This is a genomic window from Clostridium sp. Marseille-P7770, from assembly GCF_902143525.1.
Lineage (GTDB): Bacteria > Bacillota > Clostridia > Lachnospirales > Lachnospiraceae > Pilosibacter.
Genome location: NZ_CABFVC010000004.1, coordinates 95,033 through 117,497 on the forward strand (window position 1 = coordinate 95,033; position 22,465 = coordinate 117,497).

A 22,465-nucleotide genomic window follows, 5' to 3' on the forward strand; every position below is an offset into this window, starting at 1 on the left:
TTACAAACTATCCCGGTCCGGTGCCGGTTTGCTCTTTTCCTGGGGCTTTGCAGCCTTTTCCTCCATCTTCTTCACCATGTCATCCGGAACCGGAATCGCCATGATGCTGCGCCCCATACGAACGAACATCTGGGGCTGATGGAACTGCTCCTCAAATTTCTGCATCTGCTCCGAAGTCAGAGAACCAAAGTCATCCTCTGTCAGCCCTACCACCAGAAAATCACCGGCATAAATGTCCTGCATATCCCCGTCTTCGGTGTAAATCGCACGGTTCAGCGGCAGACCATTGATTTTGCCGGATTCATTCAGAATAATGGCCACTTCATCCTCAAAGGGATAGGTTACTTCAATATCCCCGCCAACCATTGCCTGCAAATCTTCCAGCTCCGTGCCAACACTGATTTTCTTCGGGTAGGCATTGGGCTGTACCAGCAGAACATCCATTGTCCTGGTCTCTGCCAGTTCACGTTCTCCCACGGTCTTGAAATCCACACCGGTGAAATCGCTGGAATCCAGAACATAGTCCTGATTGTTCCAAGCCTGCGTCACCATGCGTTCCGCATCTTCCTGCGAGGCAGCTTCCACGGAAACCTTTCTCTGGAGAGTTTCTGTAATCTCCACATCAAATTTCTTCATAGGCACCTCCTTAGATCAGGCGCAGTGCCGGAATCAACTCGCCGCCAATGGAAACCACCGTCAGGTTTTCGTTCACATAGTCGATGGTGCGTTCCAGCGTAAACAGATTGATGCTGCATTCGTTACCGTTCTGGTCGATTTCCGAAACTTCCGCAGCTCCCAGCAGATAGCGGGTTCTGTCTGTCTCGATCACATCGCTCTTATCATAATGGAGAAGCAGTTCCCCATCTGCCACCAGGTCAGCCTCCATCTCATCGTAAACATCCTCAAAGATATCTCGACTGCCAGCCTCGGTCAGAAGTTCGCCGCCTGCTCCCGGCAGGATCACCATCACAATGCGTTCCTTCGGGTGATCTTCACGGATTGCCTCCAGCATCACCCAGTTATGAAGCATCGCAATGGACTTCTCAAACATGGGATCATCCATCGGATTCGGCTGCGATGCACCATGCGGGCAGTTCTTGCAATCCATGCTGCACACTGCGTTGTTCTGATTCTTCTTAAAGTTCATCATCATAAAAGTCTCCTTTTTATCGTTCCATATCTCGTTGTTTACTTCGCTGCCACTTTTCCAGCAGCCGGATAATCGTGTCCTGCATCTGCTTCGGCGTATAAGATTTCGGGAAATACTTCCGAAGAACCTCGTTTTTAATCGTCACATGGTCAAGCTCATCCTTTTTGATTTCGTTCATCACTTCACACATGGCATCCAAGGTACAGCTGCCCTCCTGCGAGAGTTTTTTCAGCCGCTGCGCCTGTGACAGGGATGGAGATGCCTGTGCATAGTCCATTGCCTCCAGGAATTCTTTCTGTTCAGACGGTTTCAGATAAGACAACTCTACCGCCGGATTGAAGGCGATTTTCTTCTCATCCACCATATCCAGAATTTCGGGAATCAGGTTTGTAAGGCGGATGAATCGCTTAACTTGGGATTTACTGTCACCAGCTTCTTCAGCTACAACCTGAGCTGCCCACGACTTCGGCCCAACTTGGGCCGAAGTTAAATCCCCACGTTCCCCCTGATGTTTCATCGCCTCCAGCTTCATCTTGTAGGAAAACGCTCTCTCACTGGGAAGAATATTTTCCCGCTGCAAGTTGCTGTCCACCATAAAGATGATTGCCGCATCATCGTCCATTTCCTTGACGATGACCGGCACGGTCTCCAAGCCTGCCAGCTGTGCTGCATGAAGCCTGCGGTGTCCCGAAAGAATTTCAAATCCGCCTTCCGGGTCAGGCCGGACAATCAGCGGTGATACCACACCGATCTGCTTGATGCTCTCCACGGTCTGTTCCATCAGCTCATCGTCCAGCACCTTGAAGGGATGACCTTCAAAGGGATGCAGGTCAGAAAGCGGCATCTCCGTCCGCTGCTCCTTAGCCGCAGCGTCGGCAGCTGAGCCACTGCGGTTTTCTGTTGTAATACTGGTTTTTGCTTTTGCCATTCAGCTTCTTAACCTCCTTCCAGCGGTGATAGATGTCATTCTTACCTGCGAAAAACGCCTTTTTTGCCTTGCACTTCATAGATCAAGTACCTCCTTAACGACCTGCTGTTTTTCTTTTCCAATGCTCTTTCTGCGGTCCTCTCCGCTGATTCGCACCGGCGTACACATTTCCAGAATCCTGCTGTAAATCCGGGCGTATGCCACATCCTGCGGATTGCGGATTTCAGCAATCTTCAGATTGGTTGTGATAACGACCGGAAGCCCGGACTTGTACCGCTCATCAATGACTGCGTAGACCTGCTCCAGCGCATATTCGGTGCTGCGCTCAATTCCCAGATCATCCAGAATCAACAAAGAATAGTTGGAAAACGAAGCGATATACCGGTATCGCTCTTCCGAATACATGGCACCCATCTGGTTCAGGATTTTGGAGAAGTTCATCATCAAAACCGGAATGCCCTGATCCAGCAGCGCATTGGCAATACATGCCGCCACAAAGGACTTTCCAGTGCCGACATCTCCCCATAACAAAAGGCCAAGGTTTTCAGCCTTGACCTTTTTCCACTGCTCCACATAGCGTTTTGCCATCTGGATATCCTTGTTGTCTTCTGCAACGGCAAAATTCCATTCCAGAAGATGCTTTTCCTGAATCCCCGTTGCTTTCAGCTGTCTGATTTTACGCTGCCGCTCCACCAGCTCATCCTGGCGTTTCTTTTCCGCCATCGCTTCCTGCTGGCATCTGCAAAGGCAGGGAACAATCTTGTCTCTGCCCCAGAGCTTTACCCTGCACTGCACCGGCGTGTGGCAATTCCGGCAATACAGCAGTCCGTCCTCGCCCTGGTATTCCCGCTCTCCGGGTTCTTTCGGCGTAAAGAGCGAATCCAACGCCGCATTCAAAATTTCAGGCACCATGTCGCTCATAGGCTGTCTCCTTCCTCAAATGTGTAGTCTGCCGGGTTATACTTCGGCTTTTCTCTCTTTGCCCAGCTCCGGATTGTGGCAAGGTGATTTTTGTAGCTCCTGCCGGTGGAGGCCATATACTCAGAGAGCCGTTCAACCCGCATCTGATAATCTCTTGGGAACTCCTGCCGGAGCTTACTGTATTCCGTGTCAGAAAGAAGGACATTTTCGTATGAGCCATACCGGTGCTGGATTTCCTTCTTCTCTCTTTTATTGATTGTTTCAGTACTTGTTCTATTAGTACTTAATTGCGCGGGATTTTCCGTAACCGGTGTGTCCGTATCCGGATTTACCGTATACGGCTTTTCCGTACACGGTGATTCCGAACACGGCTTTTTCCTTGGCATCTCATAAATCACATACTCCGCTCTGCCCATCCGACCGTTACTCTCACGCTGCTGGTTTCTTTCCAGATACCCAAGACGCTCCAGCTCTTTTAGAGCCGTAAGCACCCCATCTACGCCATCCGGCGTAATCGAAGATAACCCCCGTACCGAATAGTTCCATGTGTCCGGCAAACTGAGCAGCATAGAGAGAAGTCCTTTCCCTTTCAGGCTGAGACCCTGATCGCGCAGGTGGTAATTGCACATCGTTGTGTAATTGCTGTTCTTCTCAACCCTGAATACCGGCATGGTGCTCACCACCCTTTTTCGCAGGCTCCGCTTTTTTCTTCGGACATTTGCGCGGACGATCTTCGCTGTCCTCCCGGCGATGGTATTTGCCGGTATCCTGCATCATGCGTTCAAACGCCTGAAGCCTTCCCTCTGTAAAAAGCGTCATTCGATCACACCCCATTTCTTAAACAACTTGAAGAGATGATTCTTTCCCTTGCAGGTCACTCTTGTCTGCTGCACCAGTTTTCCGCTTCTGCCGTAGCAATCCCGGACAATAAAATAGCCCCTTGCAGATTTGTCTGCAAAAGGCATCAGCCAGCCACTTGGACTGCGGTACAGATAGCGATGATCCAGCAAGAGAGCCACTGCCGTCTTCTCTGGGATTCCGATTTCCTTACAGAAATTCCGGATGCAGGTGCAATCCTCCGAATTCACAAAGGTATCGAAGTAGTCTGCCTTAGGCTGCGCTGCATCCAGCTGTTTGCGGATACCCTCAAGCTGCTCTCTCTCGGCTACAAGCTCCTGCGCCAGGGTGTAGATGACCTCCGGATGCTGAATCACTTGATCCAAAATGGAATCGCTCATATACACACCATGCTTGCGGATGGAAGGGAGAACTTCATCAAACACCCAGTGTTCAAACCGTTCTGCCGATGGCAGCTTGCTGTGAACGATCAGCCGGTAAACATCGCCTTCTGTGATAAAGGAGATTTCAACGACCTGTTCTCCAGCATCCCCATACTGATTCACCTTCTGAACGACCCCCTCGCGTTTCGTTAGGGGGCCTCTGCAATGGCGTTTCACTGCGGCGTAGGGATTCACATACCCCAATGCTTTCGCTACGTCACTTGCACAGAAGAATGTCTTTCCCGCCTCCTGCAACACGCGGATCGAACCAAACTCCTGGTTCTCAAACACCTCCATCATCTGCCTCGACTGTCCGCCATGACTGCCCACATCGGTATCATGGGTCTTCTGATTGAAATCCGTCATACCTGTTACCTCCTACTCAAATTTGTCTCGCCGGATTTCAGGCGAAAAAAAAAATAGAGCCTTGACCCATTCTCGTTTTCAAAGAATGAGCCAAGGCTCTATGTAAATCAGTCAAGTATGTGTTCGTCCGTCGATGGCAAAATTGGACTTCATTTGCTCCTATTGTCCACCAGTAATTTAACCCATAAGAGGTCAAAATGGGCTTGTCCACCAGTAATTTGACCACTATAAACCCATAAATTTCCGTTCAAATTCCATCAAAACCGAACAGTCCAGGCAGAATTTTGGGTATAGAAAAAGCCCGGAAAATAGCGTATTTCCGGGCTTTTTTAGCATTTTGAAGTTGTCGATTATCGCTTGCTGAACTGCGGTGCGCGACGAGCGGCTTTGAGGCCGTATTTCTTTCTTTCTTTCATACGCGGATCTCTTGTTAAGAAACCAGCTTTCTTTAATACCGGACGGTACTCGATGTCTGCGTGAAGCAGAGCTCTGGAGATACCATGACGGATAGCGCCTGCCTGTCCGGAAACTCCGCCGCCGCGAACGTTAACGATAACGTCGAACTTATCAGCTGTCTCTGTTGCTGCTAACGGCTGACGAACGATGAGCTTTAATGTCTCAAGACCAAGATACTCATCGATATCTCTCTTGTTGATTGTGATCTTACCTGTTCCCGGTACAAGATATACTCTTGCGATAGATTTTTTTCTTCTGCCTGTTCCGTAATATTTTGTGCTAGCCATTATGAATTTCCTCCTTTCAGACCTCTAATTAAAATTTGATTTCTAAAACTTCCGGCTTCTGTGCTGCCTGCTCGTGATCCGGGCCAGCGTAAACGTGAAGTTTTGTGATCATGCTTCTTCCTAAAGGTCCCTTCGGGAGCATTCCCTTAACTGCTAACTCGATAACCTTCTCCGGCTTCTTCTCGAGCATTTCTCTTAAAGTTGTCTCTTTCATTCCGCCTACATAGTCGGAGTGGCTGTAGTAGATCTTCTGGTCTAACTTCTTACCTGTAACTTTAATCTTGGAAGCGTTTGTTACGATCACGTAATCGCCGCAGTCGATGTGCGGAGTGTAGATCGGTTTGTTCTTTCCTCTTAAGATCTTTGCTACTTCTGATGTCAGACGACCTAATGTATATCCTGTAGCGTCAACTACGTACCATTTTCTCTCAATTGTTGCTGGACTAGCCATAAAGCTCTTCATGGGTTGACCTCCTGTTTGTACTAAATCAATCAATGTTCCTTTATCGTAAAATACTGTTTCCGGGGCTTTGGCTACAGCATTTTCAACCGATGTCACAGTTATACATTATATTATACATGGCCGGGTGTGTCAACCATTTTTCTTCAAAATTTCGATTAAATTTTGCCGAAAAACCTATATTTTATCGTGGTTTTGGCATGGTCCGCTTAATCGTTCCCCGATACACGATCTCAGCCACAACTGCTGCCGCAAACTCCGTGATCCAGAACGCGTTCCAGACCGCGCCGCCGCCGAACAGATGGCAGAGAATAAAGGCGGACGGAAGGATAACTACGATATAGCGGAGCAGGGAGATCACAAGGGACTGGACACCCATGCCGATTCCCTCCAGGGCACCAGACGCTGTTACGGAGACCGTTGAGACGATGAATCCGGCGCTGATGATCCGGAGGGCCGCGCCGCCTGCTGCGATGGTCTCCGCGTTGTCGGTAAAGGCACCGATCAGCGTGTTGGAGATCGTAAGGCAGAGCACCGTTCCTGCTGCCATGATTACGCCGGCCATAGCTAACGTTATCTTATAGATCTTCCCGACTCTCTCACGCTCTCCGGCGCCGAAATTGTAACCGATCACCGGCCGCATTCCCTGGATGATGCCGCTGGCCGGGAAATAGAGGAAGGTCTGCAGTTTATAATAGATTCCGAGAATTACCACATAGCTTCTGGAATACTGCGCCAGCAGACCATTTAACACAAAGATCATGACGGAGGGCAGCGCCAGATTGAGGATTGCCGGGATCCCGATCCCGTAGAGCTTCTTCATCGTATTTCCACCGGGAATCTTATACCTTGCTTCCAGTTTTACCGGAACCGGACCTCGGAAATAGAAGGCAAGGTAGACTGCGAGCGAGATAAGCTGCCCCACACCTGTGGCAATTGCCGCGCCGGAGATTCCCATTTTCGGAAAGAATGCCAGTCCAAAGATTAAAATCGGATCCAGGATAATGTTTGTGATGCAGCCGCCAATCAGGGCAATCATGGACACCTTCATCCGCCCCACTGCCTGAAAGATCTTTTCGAAGGCCAGTCCTGCCATGATGATCGGTGAAAACAGGAATGCGACGGATGCGTAGCGCACACCGTACCGGATGACCTCCTGATCGCCTGTGAACATTCCAAGGAATTTTGGCATGATAACGATGCAGATCACAGAGAGGATGATCCCGTGAATCACAGACAGGACAACACCCTGGGTCGCCGCCCGGCGCGCCTCATCCTCTTTTCCGGCACCTCTCGCCGTGGCGATCAGCGCGTTGATTCCCACACCGAAACCGATGGCCATGGCGTTGATAAAGTTCTGGATCGGGAACACCAGGGACAGCGCCTCCATGGCGTTCTCGCTGATCCGGGCAACAAAATAGCTGTCTACAATATTATAGAGGGAATTCACCAGCATGGACAAGACCATGGGCATTCCCATTCCGAGGAGAAGCGGAAAGACCGGCTTCTCCTTCATGAAAGTTTCGTTCATGATTATAACCTCCCATATAATTTTTAAAGTAACAGTTCCATATGTAAAACTTCGTTGATATAAGCAATTAAAAGAATGTGCCTCGACACATTCTCGCGCCGAGCGCAGTCACTTGCGACAATCTGAATCTTCGCGCGAGTACACATCATTAGCTCGTAGTTCCTTTTTGTTTAGCAGGAAGTTCTATCGGAATTTTCTGTTAAACAAAAAAACGCCACACAACCACCCATAAAGTTTTGGGTGATTGTGTGGCGAAAAAAGTTCTTCTTTAAAAATCCACACGAGTTTTAACGTCTGGTAGAATAACACAGATTTCGGATTCTGTCAACTCTCCAGGATCCGAAGGCCCGGTGACCCGAACCTCTCTCTCTCGAGGGCCCGGTCCTCTCATTTCCGCATCTGTCCGGAAAAATCTGCCATGTCCGATGCTGACAGATGATCACGCATCTGCGATGCTTCTATTCCTTCTGTTTTACAGCGACTTCGTACCCTGTTTCTTTTTCTCCAGATAATCATTTAACTCCGCGTTCTTCACGTTCGTGATGAACATATGACCCGGAGCGTGGGTGATGACGATCGGAGGTTTCGCGCGCTCGACGGCTGCCTGTGGGGTCACGCCGCAGGCCCAGAATACCGGGATCTCGCCCTCACGGATCTCCACTGGATCTCCATAGTCCGGATGGTCGATATCCTTGATGCCGATCTTTTCCGGATCGCCCATGTGGACAGGACCACCGTGAACATTCGGGAACTTCTCCGTGATCTCCGCCGCTTTCTTTGCGTTCTCCGGCGTCATCGGGCGCATGCTGCATACCAACGGACCCTCGAAGACTCCTGCTTTTTCGCACTCGATATTCGTCTTATACATCGGGACATTTCTTCCCATCGAGATGTGACGCACGTCGATTCCAGCCTGTAAGAGCGCCTCCTCGAAGGAAAAGCTGCAGCCGATAAGAAAACCAACGAAATCATCCTGCCAGTATTCGGTGGCATCTGTCACTTCATCAACCTTCACGCCGTTCTTATAGATAAAGTACCGCGGAATATCGGTAACGATATTCGCTCCCTCGCCCATATCATGAACCAGCGGGGATCCATCCATGATCTCGAGGATCGGACACGGTTTCGGATTGCGCTCCGCGAACTTTTTAAAATCCTCCGCATATTTTTTCGGCAGGATCACAAGGTTTGCCTGTGCGTATCCCCCGCACATTCCGGCCGTCGGTTCTGTGATCTCACCGTCACGGATCTTTTTCCAGATCTCTTCCGGTCTTGTCGTTCTGTAATCTCCCATTTTACGTTACCCCTTTCTCCTATGCCGTTCTTTTCGTTTCCGGCATCTTAAGTTTCCTGTTTCCCTCGACCCATTCTGCTGAAACGCTTCGCCGATCAGGTCATTTTCCGGTCTGCATCCCCATATTTTTTACCGGAATCTCACAACCTCTTTTTCAAGCTCCACTAGAAACTCTTTTCCATTTACGGAGATCTTATAGGTTCCCGCCTTTACCCATGCGGTCTTGTTCGCCTCAGATGCCGCGGCGATCGCCACAGCCTGTTCATCGTCCGCCGGTTCCACCGGGGTATTCAGTCTCTTCGCAAGCGCGTTGAACTCTTCTTTTTCCTTACAGTAGAGCTCCTGCGCCTCATCCACCGTGACTTCCTTAAACCGGATCTTCATTCCCGGCATGCACTGGGCAAGCACCGGAAGGTCCACAGAGATCACATTGGCGATCTTCGTGTAGCCGCCTGTGGTCTGATGGTCCGCCATCATGACGATAGGATTTCCGTGGGACGGAACCTGGACAGCGCCGAAGCTGATGCCGTCGGTGATGATGTCGCCGCCGTTTTTATGCTCGATCACATCGCCTTCCATGCGGCAGCCCATGCGGTCGTACTCGTTGGAGATCGTGTAGGTGCTGTTTAAGAAGGTGTTGATTCCCTTATCTGTAAAACAGTCGTCCTGCGGGCCCATAACGACTCTGAGTGTCCATTCCTTTGCACCGTAAGACGGAAGTCCGTATACACGCTCGGCCATATGCGGGAGCCAGGATGCAGGAGCGCGGAAAGCGATCTCATCGCCGGTTCCCAATTTTCTTCCCTCGTATCCGCCAACTTTTGATTTCAGGTTCGTGGATCTGCTTCCCATAACAACCGGGATATCAAGTCCGCCCGCAAAAGCGATATACGCACGGCTTCCGCCGTACATGCCCATGAAGCTCAACGTCTGGCCCGCTTTTACCAGAACCGCGCGGTATCTCTCCACCGGCTTTCCGTCGATCTTTGCTCCAAGATCGCCGCCTGTCACCGCAATGATCTCATCTTCTGTAAATTTCATCGTCGGCCCCATCATCGTGATCTCGATGACCGCCTCGTCCGTATCATTTCCAACAAGAATATTGGCGAGTGACGCTGCCCTGGTATCCATGACACCGGATACGGACATTCCAGTCTCCTGATATCCGTAACGTCCCATATCCTGAATCGTTGTCAGGAATCCGCCGTTTATGATCTGAATGCCCATCACTCCGCCTCCTTATCATATACTACATACTGATATGTATTGTTCTCCACCTGTTTTTCGATGGCTTTGTACTCTTCCTCCGTCACCGGTCGGAATTTAATGTACTGTCCTGACTCCAGGAGTACCGGTTTTTCCCGCTCGGAATCATACAGCTTTAACGGAGTTCTTCCGATGAGCTGCCAGCCGCCCGGGGATGCCACCGGATAGATTCCAGTCTGCTCTCCGGCGATTCCCACGGAGCCGCCCTCGATCTTTACGCGCGGACTCTTCAAACGCGGAGTCGCGATACGCTTGTCCATGCCGCCGAGGTACGGGAATCCCGCGATAAATCCCAGCATGTAGATCAGGTACTCTTCGGAGGAGTGGATCTTTACGACTTCCTCTTCCGTAAGTCCGTTATGCTCTGCCACATTCGCAAGGTCCGGTCCCATCTCCCCGCCGTAAAACACCGGGATCTCGATCACCGTTGGCGGCGGAATCTGGATGCTGCCCATGGAGGACAGGATCTTCTCAAATTTTTCTGTCAGTGCTGAGAACCGGATCACTTCCGGCTTGTATACAACAAGAAGGGAACGGTAGGTCGGTACGGTCTCGACGATTCCCTCAATCTGTTCTTTCTCTAACGCGATCTTGAATGCGCGGATCTTCCGGTTGATCTCCGGACTGATCTCATTTCCAAATTCCACGGTGACTGCACAGTCGCCGGAAACCAGATATCTTACATTTCCCACAGCGAGTCTCCTCTCTATACATTTGCGGCTGTTTGACATTTGTAAGATGTCAAACAGCTGCACTCTTTTTCCTATAAACTTAAATTTTTAATCTCGACGCCTTCCGCGATCAGTGTCTCACGGATATTCTTTACGAACTCCAATGCCTTTGGGTTATCTCCGTGAACGCAGATAGAGTCTGCCTTGATCGCGATATCGTTTCCGTTGATGGACTCGACTTTTCCTTCTTTTACCATACGGATCACACGTTTGATCGCAAGGTCTTTGTCCTTGATCACTGCACCCGGAAGCTTTCTTGATACGAGAGTTCCGTCATCGTTGTAAGCGCGGTCAGCGAAGACCTCACTTGCAGCGCGGAGACCGACTTTTTCTGCTGCCGTGATCATCTTGGAACCTGCAAGTCCCATGAAGATGATGTCCTTATCTACCTCATAAACTGCCTCACACATCGCGATGGCTAACTTCTCGTCAACAGCTGCCATATTGTAAAGAGCGCCGTGCGGTTTTACATGCTGGATCTTTACGCCGTGGGCGGTACAGAACGCCATGAGAGCGCCCAGCTGGTAGCAGACATAAGCTTTCGCTTCATCCGGCGTCACTGCCATATTGCGGCGTCCAAATCCCACAAGGTCCGGGAATCCCGGGTGTGCGCCGACGGCTGTTCCGAACTCTTTCGCCAGAGCAACGGTCTTTTCCATCACCATCGCGTCACCTGCGTGCCAGCCACATGCCACGTTTGCGGAGGAGACGTATTTTAAGATCTCCTCATCCATTCCGATCGTATAATTTCCAAAGCTTTCTCCAAGGTCACTGTTTAAATCTACACGGTACATAATATTTCCTCCTTGCTTTCCCTGCCGGTATTTTCTAAATTTCCTATCTACTATTTTAAACGACTTGCATCACAATCTCAATACATAATTAGCCGAACATCTTTAAGATTCCCGGAAGAGCTTTGATTCCGGAGAATCCTGTGAGCAGTACCACGCATACGCCTAAAACGATGAGGATCGTCGGATGCTTGTAATCCTCGCCGACGATCTTCTTGTTTCTGCTCGCGAGAAGGATCGTTAAGAGTGTCAGCGGAAGGATCAGTCCGTTTAAAGCGCCTGCAAGTACAAGGAGCGCTGCCGGCTTTCCAAGGATCGCCATGATCAGTGTGGATGCTGTGATAAATCCGATCACGAACCACTTTTCGTTCTTCATGATAAACGGATGAAGAGTCTTTAAAAATGAAACCGATGTATAAGCCGCGCCGATGACGGATGTTGTAGCGGCGAAGAAAAGGACAAGACCAAAGATCTTATATCCGATCACGCCAGCTCCGAGACGGAACGCGTCTGCTGCCGGATTTGAAGCGTCGAGTGTCACATCCGGGTTTGCTGTCACGACACCGAGAACTGCAAGGAACAGCAGGATTCTCATGATTCCGGAAACGCTGACACCCATTAAAACAGACTGGCGTACATGCGGAAGATCTTTCTTTCCGGAATATCCGGCGTCAAGAAGACGGTGCGCACCGGAGAATGTGATATATCCGCCGCAGCTTCCTCCGAGAAGCGTGATGAGTGGAAGGACAAGGGCACCCACATCGCCCGGGTGGAAAATACTGCTCACAGCATCCCCTACCGGAGGTTTGGATTTGATCGCCACATAGAGAACTACGATGATCATGATACTTCCAAGGTATTTTGTCAGCTTATCCATGCTGGCCTTCGCGTCCTTGGAGAGGAAGATCAGGATTCCGATGATTCCCGCGATAAAGGTTCCAACCGTCGTCGGTATTCCGAACAATACGTTGAGTCCCAGGGCGCCGCCTCCGACATTGCCAATGTTGAATGCCAGACCGCCGAGGGCAACCATGAACGCGATAAAGTATCCGAGCCCCGGAAGGACTTTATTTGCAATATCCTGTCCGCGCATACCGGACACACCGATCACCGACCAGATATTCAACTGTGTCGTCACATCCAGCAGGATCGTGCAGATGATCACCAGCGCGAAAATGCTTTTATACTGAGCCGTAAATGTGGAAGTCTGTGTCAGGAAGCCCGGTCCGATCGCGGATGTCGCCATCAGGAACGCAGCTCCCATCAAGGTCGTCATGTTGCTGTGTTTTTTCTTTTCCCCCATAAATGAGTACCCCTTTCGTATCTTTTCTACAACTGATGTCTTGATTTTATCTGACTTTTTAGTGATATTCAACTATGTTTTTCAGTTTTTGGAAATCTTTTTGAAATTTTCAAAAAAATCGTGCGAATCCGCTCATTTTCAGCGAGCGATTTCGCACGATGTGAATTTTTGCACGTTTTCAATTGTTCAGCAGATCTGCGCCCTTCCGCGAGGGCCGTAAGATTTCAGTCTTCCTTATCAAGTCTTCTCTTCATGGAGAATCTTGTGATCCCCAAAAGGGCCGCCGCTTTTGTCACGTTGTTTCCGCAGAGCTTCAGCGCCTGGTCCATGTAGATCTGTTCCAGCATGGAAACCTCCTGATCGAGACTGATCGGTCCTTTCCGAAGATCCTTTAGCGCAAACGGTTCTCCTGTCCGGGTATCATCTTTCCAGTCCATCCGTTTTAATTCCACATGTTTTTCAAGCACGTCCCCCTGACAGAATAAGAAGCAGCGCTCAAAAATATTTTTCAGTTCCCGAACATTCCCTTTCCAGTCATACAAAAGCAGCTCCCGCATAAAATCAGGATCCACATGGGTGATATTCTTTCCAAACATGCCGTTATAATATTTCAGGTAATAATCGCAGAGCGCCGGAATGTCCTCTCTCCGGTCCCGTAACGGCGGGATCACAAGTTCCATGACATTGATCCGGTAAAAGAGGTCTTCCCGGAATTCCCCCTGCTTTACGGCGTGTTCCAGATTCCGGTTTGTCGCCGCGATCACCCGGGCATCCACCTCGATGTCCTCCAGGCCACCCACACGCTTGAACTTCTTATGGTCCAGGAATGTGAGGATCTTTGTCTGCATGGACAGCGGGAGTTCCCCGATCTCATCCAAGAACACGGTTCCGCCTGCTGCCAGCTCGATCAGGCCTTTCTTCGTCTTCATCGCGCCCGCAAAGGCCCCCCGCTCATAGCCAAATAGCTCGCTCTCCATCAGATGTTCCGGAATTGCGCTGCAGTTGATGCGGACCATCAGGTGGTCCCTCCGTTCGCTGCAGGCATGGATCAAGGACGCCGCAACCTCTTTTCCCGTTCCGGTCTCGCCCCGGATCAGAACATTCACCGTGGAATTCTTTCCGAGAAGTTCGATGTGACGCCGGATCCGCATCGCGGCGTCGCCGACTCCGATAAATTCCTGCGTTTTTCCCTTTAGAAACTCCAGGGATTCCCGATCCTGCATCTGGCCAATGCAGCGGCTGGCGATCCGGTCGATCTCGTCAATATCAAAGGGCTTTAAAATATAGTCGTAAGCACCGCGCTTCGTCGCCTCCACCGCCTGGGCAACAGAGCCGTACGCCGTCATCAGGATCACCTGGACCTCCTCATCGGCGGAACGGAACGTGGAGATCTCGTCGATCCCGAGGCTGTCCTGCAGGCGGTTATCCAGGAGGATCACCTGCGGATGGAACGTTTTCATCTTCTCGAGAGCGTCCTTCACCGTTTCCGCCGACTGGGTCTCGTATCCCCGGTCCTTCAATCCTTCCTCCAGCGTAAACCGGATCAGAAATTCGTCATCAACGATCAGTACCTTTTTCATGTTCATCCCTGCTTTCAAAAATCAGGCGCACCGTTGTTCCGCAGCCCGGAGCGCTTTCCATTTCCATTTTGCCGTGGTTCTGCTCGATCAGCCGGTTTACGATCGCCAGACCGAGCCCGACGCCGTTAATGCTCTTCGTGTAGAACGGTTCTCTTGCACGTTTCAGTTCCTCTTCATTCATTCCTTTTCCATTGTCGGAGACGCAGAATGTAGTCATACCTCCGTCGGAAGACACTGAGAGACAGATCTTCCCCGTTCCGTCCCGGCTGACCGCCCGCATGCTGTTCGTCAGAAGATTGTACAGCATCTGGCGCATTTCATTCTCATCGGCAAACACCTCACATGCCACGCAGTCTGTCTCGAACGTGACATTCTGCTGTTCGCACTCCTTCGCGTAGATGGATGCCACCTCCCGCAGCACCGCATCCGCCGGAAAGACATGTCTGTGGTTTTCCTTCTTTACCGACAGCGTAAACAGGTCATTGATCAGCCCAGTCACCCGGTCGATCTCATGGAGCATGCTGTCGCAGAGAAGCTTTTCATTCTCCTTCACCGCCCGTCCGCCCAGGACCTGGATCCCGGAACGGATCCCGGCCAGCGGATTTTTGATCTCGTGGGCCAGCGCCGATGACATCCGGCTCGTATACTCCATTTTTGTGTAATTATCAAGGTTTTTCAGAAGATTCTCAAAAGTTCTCGCCAGCTGGCCGATCTCGTCCTTTCTCGCTGTCTCCGGAAAGCTGTACTCCCGGAACCCGTCCTTGTTCTCATCGAGCTTTTTACACGCCGCGCCCATGCTGCGGATCGGTTTTGTGAGACTCCAGGCGAGGAACACGCTGACCTGGACGATGATCAGGAGACTGGCCACAGCGCCCACAATGACGTAATTCTGTTCTTCCAGGATCGCGTTCTCGAATGACTTTTTATCCATCCAGTATTCCAGACGCCACCCCAGGAAATTTCCACTGTCCGCGTACAGGAGTTCCATGTTCCCGTCCGGGATCTCCTCGTCCCCTGTGATGACCGTACCGTCGGCAGCCATGATCCGCACCGCCGGATCATGATAGAAATTATACTTCTGCCGGATCTCATCCTCACTCAGTTTTCCCTGCAGATAGTAAATATCCGCCTCCATGCCGCGGATCGTGGTCCTCGCGTACTCTTTTCTTTCCTTAAGCTTTTCTGTATATCCATTATACACCGAAATAGCGCAGAATGCACAGATGACCAGGATCCCTACCGTGATGAACGGCAGCATGACCTCATGCTCGATCCTGCAGAACCATGATCGAAACAGCTGTTTTTTCTTTCCGCTCATTCTTTGGCCCCTCTTTTCTTCTCAAACATCGGGATCACAACATAGACCACCGCCGCGCACAGTGTTGCCGGAAATGCCCAGTATATCTGGAGATCCATTTTCCAGAACAGGACAGAGCAGATAAGTCCCGTAAAGAACGCTCCCACCGCCCCGGCTTTCGTTCTCCGTTTCCAGTACAGTCCACCGTAGATCAGCGGAGCCAGCGCCGCAGAGAATAATCCCCATATATCCGCTCCAAAGGACAGCATATCTTCCGGTGGATTTACAGATAAAAGCAACGCTGCCGTACCACCCAGAAAGATAAATGTACGCGCCAGAGTAAGGATCTGTTCCTCCGACAGCCTCTTTTTTATGATCTGGGCAGCCACATCGTAGGACAGCATGCAGCCGATCAGGTGAAGCTGGGAGTTCGCCGTTGAGACACAGGCGCCGATCACGCTGATCAGAAAGAAACCGCTGAACGGTGTGTTCATGAGATTGACCACTGCATAGATAAATACGTCATCCGCGGAGCAGTAATTTTTCAGCTGCGGAAAGAGGATCCGCAGTCCAAGACCGATCTGGGTCAGTGCAAAGTACAGCACGCACAGGAATATCAGTGCATGCAGGATCATATGCTTTGCGGTCTTTTTATCCTTCGCTGCCAGGATCCTGACCATATACTGGGGATTCGACGCCAGTCCCATTCCCCAGCCGAAGAACATGGAGATGTATACGAAGATTCCAATCTCTGCTGTCTGATTTTCGAAGACACCCTTGCTCTTTATAAGTTCATGCACAGTCTGATCCGTCAAAAACCAGTGTCCCGGAACATTTTTTACGATAACCAGATACAGAACCCCTATGCTCACAGAGAGCATGATCAGATTCAGGCAGTCCGACTTCGTGACGGAGTTAAAGCCGCCGAAGCTCGAATAGAGGATAAAAAGATAGACAAGAAAGACAGCCACCTTGTAATTGATATTCAGCAGGCTGGATACCGCGATGCCAAATCCCTTGATCTGAATCATCAGATAGAAAATATAGCCGCAGATCATAAAAATGGCCGATGCTGTCTGCAGAAATTTTGAATGGTGCTTTTTTCCGATCAGCTGTGGGATCGACAGGACATCATTCTCGTAAAGCCGGTCCGTCATCAGATACAGGAGACCTGCGCCGATAAACCACGGGATGACCGACGACGCGATGACGGAGAGTCCGCTGTGATATACGTTTCCAGTAAATCCCAGGATCGTCGCCGCAGAGACCCAGGTTCCGACGAATGTAAAAAACAGGCGTTTTTCGTCATTTTTTCTCTCACCGACAAAAAACTTGGAGAGAGAATCGCTTTCCGAAAAGGAGAGCTTTCCGATGACGAGGAACACAACGGAATAGATCACAAAATAGATCAGCTGGATCAGTACCTGGTTCATAGTGTTCTCCCCGTATATTCCGTTCCGTAGCTGCCATCATCCAGCCTGCGGAGTCGGTAATATCCATAGCTTTCCGTCTCCGACACCTCATACCCATCCGGGACCGTGACAAAAACTTCCTTCGCCCCATTCCGGTACGCCTGGTGCACCATGCGGCGGATCAGGCGGGGGAGTTCTTCGGGTTCGGAGAAGTTGACCCGCACGCGGGAAACTCCGTCGGATCCCAGGCTGGTCTGGTCCAGGACCGCGTCCCAGTGTTCATTCTTTCCGATGATCTCCTTCGGAATCTCTTTCTCGTACTCGATCCCCACAAGCGTCAGGCCTCTCGCCGGGGCGGTCTGACCTGCCTCTTTGCGGTCTCTCGATTCCAGAACCTCTTTCACATGTTCCGGTTCCCACTCGCCGGTTCCGACTTTCAACAGAGTTCCCGCGATGATCCGCACCATATTGTAGAGGAATCCGCTGCCGCGGAGCCGGATTGTCACGATGTCCTCAGAATTTTTGCTGACATCTGCCTCGTAGATCGTCCGGACCGTCTCCTCCGCCTGGTGGTTCGCGGCGCAGAAGCTGATGAAATCATGTTCCCCGATGAGATATTTTGCGGCCTCGTTCATTTTTTCCACGTTTAACGGGTAATAGCAGAAATGAGCGTAGAGGCGTCTTGTCGGAATCTCGATCTTACAGTTTAAGATCTGATATTCGTAAGTCTTTACACAGTTCTGCTTTCTTGGATGCCAGTCCAGGGGAACCTCCTCGGATTCCACCACACGGATGTCCTCCGGGAGTCCGCGGTTGATGGCGTAACAGAATTTATCTCCCGGGATCCGGCTCTCCGTGTCGAAGACCGCCACATTTCCGCGCGCATGGACGCCGGAGTCCGTCCGGCTTGCCCCAATGACGCAGACAGGCTCTTTCAGAAGATCCGAAAGAGCCTTATTTAACATCTCCTCTATGGTAACGCCGTTGGGCTGAAGCTGCCAGCCTTTGTATGCGGTGCCGTCGTAGGCAACCGTCAGTTTGATTCGTCTCATAGCTTTATTGTTTTCCTTCTGCTGCCCGGGGATCCCCGAGCAAATTTACTTTTATACAGATCCAGCAGCTATTTTGCAGCTTCACAGCTGCAAATTATCTTCTGCCATTTCCAGCCGAATCCTGTTCTGCCCGGTTTTCCGGATAGAATTAGATATCAAATTACTTTTTCCCGGCTGAAATCGTTCATTTCTTTACAAAACGACCTTAAGCAAAATTGCCACCGCAAAATACACCAGATACGCCCCATAAACCATATGGTCTCTCTTCGCGTACTTAAGCGGCTTCATCTTTGTTCTGCCCTCGCCGCCACGGTAGCATCTCGCCTCCATGGCCATCGCAAGGTCCGTGGCACGGCGGAATGCGGATACAAAAAGCGGTACAAGAAGCGGTACCATGGATTTCGCCTTCTGGATCAGATTTCCGCTCTCGAAGTCAGCACCTCTCGCCATCTGCGCTTTCATGATCTTATCCGTCTCCTCAATTAAGATCGGGATAAACCGGAGTGCGATAGACATCATCATGGACACCTCATGGACCGGAACACCGACCTTCTTTAAAAAGCCAAGGCTCTTTTCCAGACCGTCTGTCAGCTGGTTCGGTGTCGTTGTGAGCGTCAGAATTGTGGAGCCCATAACGAGGTAAACAAGACGGATCGCCATAAATGCTGCAAACCGGAGACCTTCCCAGGTCATCTGCAGGAAACCGATCTTAAAGATCGGGGTACCCGGCGTCAGGAACAGGTTAAAGCTGACGCTGAGGAGAAGCAGGAACATGATGGACTTTAAGCCGCGCACCATGAATTTTACCGGGACATTGGAGAGCTTGATGGCAGTGATCAGAAAGATCGTCGCCGCAAGGTATGCCCAGATATTGTCCGCAATAAATAATGTCACAATGTATACAAGCGTTCCAAATAGTTTTGTTCGCGGATCCAGCCTGTGAAGAAGGGAATCCACCGGGTAGTACTGTCCAAGCGTGATATCTCTTAACATGTCTTTTCCTCCCCGGCTATCTTTTCTGCGCTGTCCGCCTTCCCAGAGGCTGTTCCGGCGGCGTTCCCACGACCTGCGTTCCCGGAATCTGCTCCGGCTTCGCTTACCTGAGCTGCCTTTCCGGAACTTTTTCCATTCTTTTCGCGCCAGATCTTAAGGATCGCATTCTTCGCCTCTTCCACTGTCGTGATATCCGGATCCAGTGAGATCCCCTTATCGATCAGTTTATGCACCACATACGTGATCTGCGGAGCCGCAAGTCCGATAGCTTCCAGCTCCTTATAGTGGCGGAATACTTCCTTCGGGGTTCCGTCGAAGACCTTCTCGCCGTGATTCATGACTACAAGACGGGATACATACCGCGCAACGTCCTCCATGCTGTGGGAGACGAGAATGATCGTCAGCCCCTGCTCGTTATGGAGCTTTTGTACGAGTCCTAAAATGTCATCGCGTCCTTTCGGGTCGAGGCCGGCTGTCGGCTCATCTAAGATCAGGACCTCCGGTTTCATTGCCAGAACGCCTGCGATAGCCACTCGACGCTTCTGACCGCCGGAGAGGTCGAAGGGGGACTGCTTATAAAAACTCTCATCGAGTCCCACCATGTCAAGCGCCTCTTTCGCGCGCTTCTCAATCTCCTCCTTCGGGAGTCCCAGATTCTTCGGTCCAAAGCAGACATCTGAGAATACATCCACCTCAAACAGCTGGTGCTCCGGATACTGGAATACCAGCCCCACATGGCTGCGGAGCTCTTTCATGGAATATCCCTCTTTATAAATACTCTCTCCGTTATAAAGGATATCTCCGCTCGTTGCCTTTAAAAGTCCGTTTAAATGCTGGGTCAGGGTTGATTTTCCGGATCCGGTATGTCCGATGAGACCGATAAACTCGCCGTCATGGATCGTGAGATTTACATCCTTTAAGGCATACTGCTCAAAGATCGTTCCCTGCCCGTATATATGATTCAAGTGTTTAATTTCGATTGCCATATTTCCACCATTTCTCCACTATTTTAAGAGCGGAACAAGTTCGTCCACAAGCTCGTCGATGGAAAGAATTCCATAAGGAAGATCCATTCCGGCTTCCTTTAATTCATCTGCCAATTCCGTTACCTGCGGCACATCAAGGCTGTATTTTTTCAGTTCCTTGACTCTGGAAAAGACCTCTTTCGGGGTTCCGTCCATCACGACATGTCCACCGTCGATAACGACCACGCGGTCCGCGTCGATGACCTCTTCCATATAGTGGGTGATCAGAACTACCGTGATCCCTTCCTGACGGTTCAGTTCATGGACCGTTTTAATGACCTCGCGGCGTCCGTTCGGGTCTAACATTGCTGTCGGCTCGTCCAGAACGATACACCGGGGCTTCATCGCCATAACGCCAGCGATGGCCACGCGCTGTTTCTGTCCGCCGGAAAGCTTATTCGGAGACTGGAGTCTGTAGGCCGTCATGCCAACCGCCTCGAGACTCTTGTCGACCCGTGCCCAGATCTCATCCGTCGGAACTCCCATGTTCTCCGGTCCGAATCCAACATCCTCTTCCACCACATTTCCGATGATCTGGTTGTCCGGGTTCTGGAACACCATTCCCGCCGTCTTTCTGACATCCCAGAGATGTTCCTCGTCGTCCGTCCTCATTTTGGAAATATAGACTGTTCCATCCGTTGGAAGCAGGATTCCGTTCATCAGCTTCGCGAATGTGGATTTTCCGGATCCGTTGTGTCCCAGAATCGCTACGAAATCGCCTTCCTTGATATCCAGAGAGACACCCTTTAACGCGTGGCTGACCTCATCCTTGTCTTCCTCTTCATCGTGCCTGATATAGTCGAAAATCAGATTCACTGCTTTAATGATTCCCATAGAAATCCTTTCTCGTTTTTCATAAACTTCAAGTGACTGCGGCGCCGCATACACCTTCAGGCTGCCGCGACAAATGTTTACACGTTCCTAAATTTTAGTTGATATCTTATGGTAAGTCAAGCTTTTTTGCGTACAAGACAAAGGCGCTGTCTGGAATCCCTTTTTTGAGGTTCCGGCCAGCGCCCAATATACAATATTTTTACTTCAACAGCTTCTCACAAACCGTCTCAAGATTCTCACGGATCTTAATATGCTGCGGACATACTGCCTCGCACTTGCCGCACTTGATGCACTCGTCGGCGCGTTTTCTGCCGTGGCCGCCTACGAGCCAGTTCTCCTGGTGCTGGGCCATTCCTTTGTCTTTGTAGAGAGTCAGGTAGTTCAGCGCGGTGAAGGAACCGGAGATACCGATCTGCTTCGGACAGACTTTCGCGCAGTAGTTGCATGTGGTACACGGAATCAGCGGGATGCGCTTTAACTCTTCCTGTGCCTTGTCTAAGGTCTCTTTCTCCTTCTCGCTGAGTCCTGTGAAGTCTTTCATGTAGGAAAGGTTATCCTGCATCTGCTCCACATTGCTCATACCAGAAAGAACTGTGATAACGCCCTCGAGGTTCGCCGCGAAGCGGACTGCCCAGGATGCAACGGAAGAATCCGGCTCTGCCTCTTTTAAGATCTTCGCTACGGATTCCGGCGGCTTTGCTAACATGCCGCCCTTAACCGGCTCCATGATAACGACTGGTTTGCCGTGCTTTCTTGCGACTTCATAACATGCCTTTGACTGGATCGCCGGGTTCTCCCAGTCAGCGTAGTTGATCTGGAGCTGTACAAATTCCATCTCCGGATGTGCAGTTAAGATTGCTTCCAGTTCCTCCGGTGTGGAGTGAAAAGAAAAGCCTACATGCTTGATAAGACCTGCTTTTTTCTTCTCCTGTACCCAGTTTCACATATCGAAGCGGTCGAAGAACTCCGTTCTGGACTCGCCGAGGTTGTGGAGCAGGTAGAAATCGAAATATCCGGCACCTGTCTGCTTTAAGGATGTATCGAACTGCGCGTAAGCTTCCTCTTTCGTCTTGCAGTTGATCCATGCGGCGTTCTTTGTCGCAAGAGTAAAGCTCTCTCTCGGGTAGCGCTCTACAAGAGCCTGACGGATTGCAGCCTCGGATCCGGCGTACGCCCATGCCGTATCAAAATATGTAAAACCGGCACCTAAGAACATGTCGACCATCTGCTTCGTCTGCTCGATGTCGATAGCTCCGTCCTTCTGCGGAAGACGCATCAGGCCAAAACCAAGTTTTTTCACGTCCTGTCCTAAATAACTCATCTGATTTTCCTCCTTGTTCTCTTTTCTCCAAAGGTCTCTCCGCCAGCCTGTTTTCCCCCCAGCTGGCATACTGACCCAGGATGTTATATTTAGTATAGCACTTCGAGTGAACTCGAAGTCAATAGTTTTATGTAAACTAACCGAACTTAAAATGGCATGCCGGATCTCTTTTCTGACCCTGGCATGC

22 protein-coding genes and 1 pseudogene are annotated in these 22,465 nt (G+C 50.6%); all 23 read right to left on the minus strand.

Annotated elements, in window-relative coordinates:
- The 23 genes and pseudogenes from FN001_RS10665 to FN001_RS10770 all read right to left on the minus strand — a co-directional run bounded on the left by FN001_RS10665 (position 1) and on the right by FN001_RS10770 (position 22,278).
- Positions 1-636, minus strand: a complete 636-nt coding sequence (locus FN001_RS10665) for a DUF3846 domain-containing protein (protein WP_142411806.1) — start codon at positions 634-636, stop codon at positions 1-3.
- A gap of 10 nt (positions 637-646) precedes the next feature.
- Positions 647-1,153, minus strand: a complete 507-nt coding sequence (locus tag FN001_RS10670; protein WP_142411807.1) for a hypothetical protein — start codon at positions 1,151-1,153, stop codon at positions 647-649.
- Positions 1,154-1,166: 13 nt separating this feature from the next.
- Complete coding sequence (locus FN001_RS10675; protein WP_142411808.1) at positions 1,167-2,078, minus strand: ParB/RepB/Spo0J family partition protein; 912 nt, start codon at positions 2,076-2,078, stop codon at positions 1,167-1,169.
- A 75-nt stretch (positions 2,079-2,153) separates the two neighbouring features.
- Entirely contained in the window at positions 2,154-2,999 is an 846-nt protein-coding gene (locus tag FN001_RS10680) for an ATP-binding protein (protein ID WP_142411809.1), read from the minus strand.
- Positions 2,996-3,670, minus strand: coding sequence for a helix-turn-helix domain-containing protein (locus tag FN001_RS10685; RefSeq protein WP_117526359.1), 675 nt, complete (start codon positions 3,668-3,670; stop codon positions 2,996-2,998). The genes FN001_RS10680 and FN001_RS10685 overlap by 4 nt, the downstream gene beginning before the upstream one ends.
- The gene (locus FN001_RS18120) at positions 3,651-3,818 is read right to left on the minus strand and encodes a hypothetical protein (protein WP_185911899.1); all 168 of its coding nucleotides are present in this window, start codon (positions 3,816-3,818) and stop codon (positions 3,651-3,653) included. The genes FN001_RS10685 and FN001_RS18120 overlap by 20 nt, the downstream gene beginning before the upstream one ends.
- Positions 3,815-4,645, minus strand: coding sequence for a phage antirepressor Ant (locus tag FN001_RS10690; RefSeq protein ID WP_002576413.1), 831 nt, complete (start codon positions 4,643-4,645; stop codon positions 3,815-3,817). The genes FN001_RS18120 and FN001_RS10690 overlap by 4 nt, the downstream gene beginning before the upstream one ends.
- Positions 4,646-4,995: 350 nt before the next feature.
- A complete protein-coding gene (rpsI, locus tag FN001_RS10695) occupies positions 4,996-5,388 on the minus strand; it encodes a 30S ribosomal protein S9 (protein WP_021905542.1) in 393 nt (130 codons plus the stop codon).
- Positions 5,389-5,416: 28 nt separating this feature from the next.
- Positions 5,417-5,851: a 50S ribosomal protein L13 gene (rplM, locus tag FN001_RS10700; protein WP_015553390.1), complete on the minus strand. Its 435-nt coding sequence runs from the start codon at positions 5,849-5,851 to the stop codon at positions 5,417-5,419.
- Positions 5,852-6,032: 181 nt separating this feature from the next.
- Positions 6,033-7,379: an MATE family efflux transporter gene (locus tag FN001_RS10705; protein ID WP_142411810.1), complete on the minus strand. Its 1,347-nt coding sequence runs from the start codon at positions 7,377-7,379 to the stop codon at positions 6,033-6,035.
- A 472-nt stretch (positions 7,380-7,851) separates the two neighbouring features.
- On the minus strand, positions 7,852-8,673 hold the full coding sequence (locus tag FN001_RS10710) for a putative hydro-lyase (protein WP_021905544.1): 822 nt from the start codon (positions 8,671-8,673) through the stop codon (positions 7,852-7,854).
- Between the two features lie 129 nt (positions 8,674-8,802).
- Positions 8,803-9,900 (minus strand): 5-oxoprolinase subunit C family protein, encoded by a 1,098-nt coding sequence (locus FN001_RS10715; protein ID WP_142411811.1) that lies wholly within the window; start codon positions 9,898-9,900, stop codon positions 8,803-8,805.
- Entirely contained in the window at positions 9,900-10,631 is a 732-nt protein-coding gene (pxpB, locus tag FN001_RS10720) for a 5-oxoprolinase subunit PxpB (RefSeq protein WP_142411812.1), read from the minus strand. The genes FN001_RS10715 and pxpB overlap by 1 nt, the downstream gene beginning before the upstream one ends.
- Before the next feature lie 71 nt (positions 10,632-10,702).
- A complete protein-coding gene (locus FN001_RS10725; RefSeq protein ID WP_118321747.1) occupies positions 10,703-11,464 on the minus strand; it encodes a LamB/YcsF family protein in 762 nt (253 codons plus the stop codon).
- A gap of 88 nt (positions 11,465-11,552) precedes the next feature.
- The gene (locus FN001_RS10730; RefSeq protein WP_015553385.1) at positions 11,553-12,764 is read right to left on the minus strand and encodes an NRAMP family divalent metal transporter; all 1,212 of its coding nucleotides are present in this window, start codon (positions 12,762-12,764) and stop codon (positions 11,553-11,555) included.
- Between the two features lie 224 nt (positions 12,765-12,988).
- Positions 12,989-14,344 (minus strand): sigma-54-dependent transcriptional regulator, encoded by a 1,356-nt coding sequence (locus tag FN001_RS10735; RefSeq protein WP_142411813.1) that lies wholly within the window; start codon positions 14,342-14,344, stop codon positions 12,989-12,991.
- Positions 14,322-15,662, minus strand: coding sequence for a sensor histidine kinase (locus tag FN001_RS10740; RefSeq protein WP_142411814.1), 1,341 nt, complete (start codon positions 15,660-15,662; stop codon positions 14,322-14,324). Before FN001_RS10740 ends, FN001_RS10735 begins: the two co-directional genes overlap by 23 nt.
- Positions 15,659-17,074 (minus strand): sodium:solute symporter family protein, encoded by a 1,416-nt coding sequence (locus FN001_RS10745; protein ID WP_142411815.1) that lies wholly within the window; start codon positions 17,072-17,074, stop codon positions 15,659-15,661. The genes FN001_RS10740 and FN001_RS10745 overlap by 4 nt, the downstream gene beginning before the upstream one ends.
- Positions 17,071-18,105 carry a tRNA pseudouridine(38-40) synthase TruA gene (truA, locus tag FN001_RS10750; RefSeq protein WP_142411816.1) on the minus strand — a complete coding sequence of 345 codons (1,035 nt, stop codon included), beginning with the start codon at positions 18,103-18,105 and terminating at the stop codon, positions 17,071-17,073. Before truA ends, FN001_RS10745 begins: the two co-directional genes overlap by 4 nt.
- Positions 18,106-18,297: 192 nt before the next feature.
- A complete protein-coding gene (locus FN001_RS10755; protein WP_142411817.1) occupies positions 18,298-19,098 on the minus strand; it encodes an energy-coupling factor transporter transmembrane component T family protein in 801 nt (266 codons plus the stop codon).
- Entirely contained in the window at positions 19,092-20,084 is a 993-nt protein-coding gene (locus FN001_RS10760; protein ID WP_142411818.1) for an energy-coupling factor transporter ATPase, read from the minus strand. The genes FN001_RS10755 and FN001_RS10760 overlap by 7 nt, the downstream gene beginning before the upstream one ends.
- A gap of 18 nt (positions 20,085-20,102) precedes the next feature.
- A complete protein-coding gene (locus FN001_RS10765) occupies positions 20,103-20,957 on the minus strand; it encodes an energy-coupling factor transporter ATPase (protein WP_117514829.1) in 855 nt (284 codons plus the stop codon).
- Positions 20,958-21,156: 199 nt separating this feature from the next.
- Positions 21,157-22,278 (minus strand): annotated as a pseudogene (locus tag FN001_RS10770) (aldo/keto reductase).
- Positions 22,279-22,465 lie beyond the last annotated feature (187 nt).

Coding starts and splice junctions, on each gene's coding strand:
- FN001_RS10730 (WP_015553385.1), bottom strand. CDS start 12,764: ATGGGGGAAAAGAAAAAACACAGCAACATGACGACCTTGATGGGAGCT.
- FN001_RS18120 (WP_185911899.1), bottom strand. CDS start 3,818: ATGACGCTTTTTACAGAGGGAAGGCTTCAGGCGTTTGAACGCATGATG.
- FN001_RS10705 (WP_142411810.1), bottom strand. CDS start 7,379: ATGAACGAAACTTTCATGAAGGAGAAGCCGGTCTTTCCGCTTCTCCTC.
- rpsI (WP_021905542.1), bottom strand. CDS start 5,388: ATGGCTAGCACAAAATATTACGGAACAGGCAGAAGAAAAAAATCTATC.
- FN001_RS10745 (WP_142411815.1), bottom strand. CDS start 17,074: ATGAACCAGGTACTGATCCAGCTGATCTATTTTGTGATCTATTCCGTT.
- FN001_RS10760 (WP_142411818.1), bottom strand. CDS start 20,084: ATGGCAATCGAAATTAAACACTTGAATCATATATACGGGCAGGGAACG.
- FN001_RS10765 (WP_117514829.1), bottom strand. CDS start 20,957: ATGGGAATCATTAAAGCAGTGAATCTGATTTTCGACTATATCAGGCAC.
- FN001_RS10710 (WP_021905544.1), bottom strand. CDS start 8,673: ATGGGAGATTACAGAACGACAAGACCGGAAGAGATCTGGAAAAAGATC.
- FN001_RS10665 (WP_142411806.1), bottom strand. CDS start 636: ATGAAGAAATTTGATGTGGAGATTACAGAAACTCTCCAGAGAAAGGTT.
- FN001_RS10680 (WP_142411809.1), bottom strand. CDS start 2,999: ATGAGCGACATGGTGCCTGAAATTTTGAATGCGGCGTTGGATTCGCTC.
- FN001_RS10690 (WP_002576413.1), bottom strand. CDS start 4,645: ATGACGGATTTCAATCAGAAGACCCATGATACCGATGTGGGCAGTCAT.
- FN001_RS10735 (WP_142411813.1), bottom strand. CDS start 14,344: ATGAAAAAGGTACTGATCGTTGATGACGAATTTCTGATCCGGTTTACG.
- FN001_RS10725 (WP_118321747.1), bottom strand. CDS start 11,464: ATGTACCGTGTAGATTTAAACAGTGACCTTGGAGAAAGCTTTGGAAAT.
- rplM (WP_015553390.1), bottom strand. CDS start 5,851: ATGAAGAGCTTTATGGCTAGTCCAGCAACAATTGAGAGAAAATGGTAC.
- FN001_RS10670 (WP_142411807.1), bottom strand. CDS start 1,153: ATGATGATGAACTTTAAGAAGAATCAGAACAACGCAGTGTGCAGCATG.
- FN001_RS10755 (WP_142411817.1), bottom strand. CDS start 19,098: ATGTTAAGAGATATCACGCTTGGACAGTACTACCCGGTGGATTCCCTT.
- FN001_RS10685 (WP_117526359.1), bottom strand. CDS start 3,670: ATGCCGGTATTCAGGGTTGAGAAGAACAGCAATTACACAACGATGTGC.
- FN001_RS10740 (WP_142411814.1), bottom strand. CDS start 15,662: ATGAGCGGAAAGAAAAAACAGCTGTTTCGATCATGGTTCTGCAGGATC.
- truA (WP_142411816.1), bottom strand. CDS start 18,105: ATGAGACGAATCAAACTGACGGTTGCCTACGACGGCACCGCATACAAA.
- FN001_RS10715 (WP_142411811.1), bottom strand. CDS start 9,900: ATGGGCATTCAGATCATAAACGGCGGATTCCTGACAACGATTCAGGAT.
- FN001_RS10675 (WP_142411808.1), bottom strand. CDS start 2,078: ATGGCAAAAGCAAAAACCAGTATTACAACAGAAAACCGCAGTGGCTCA.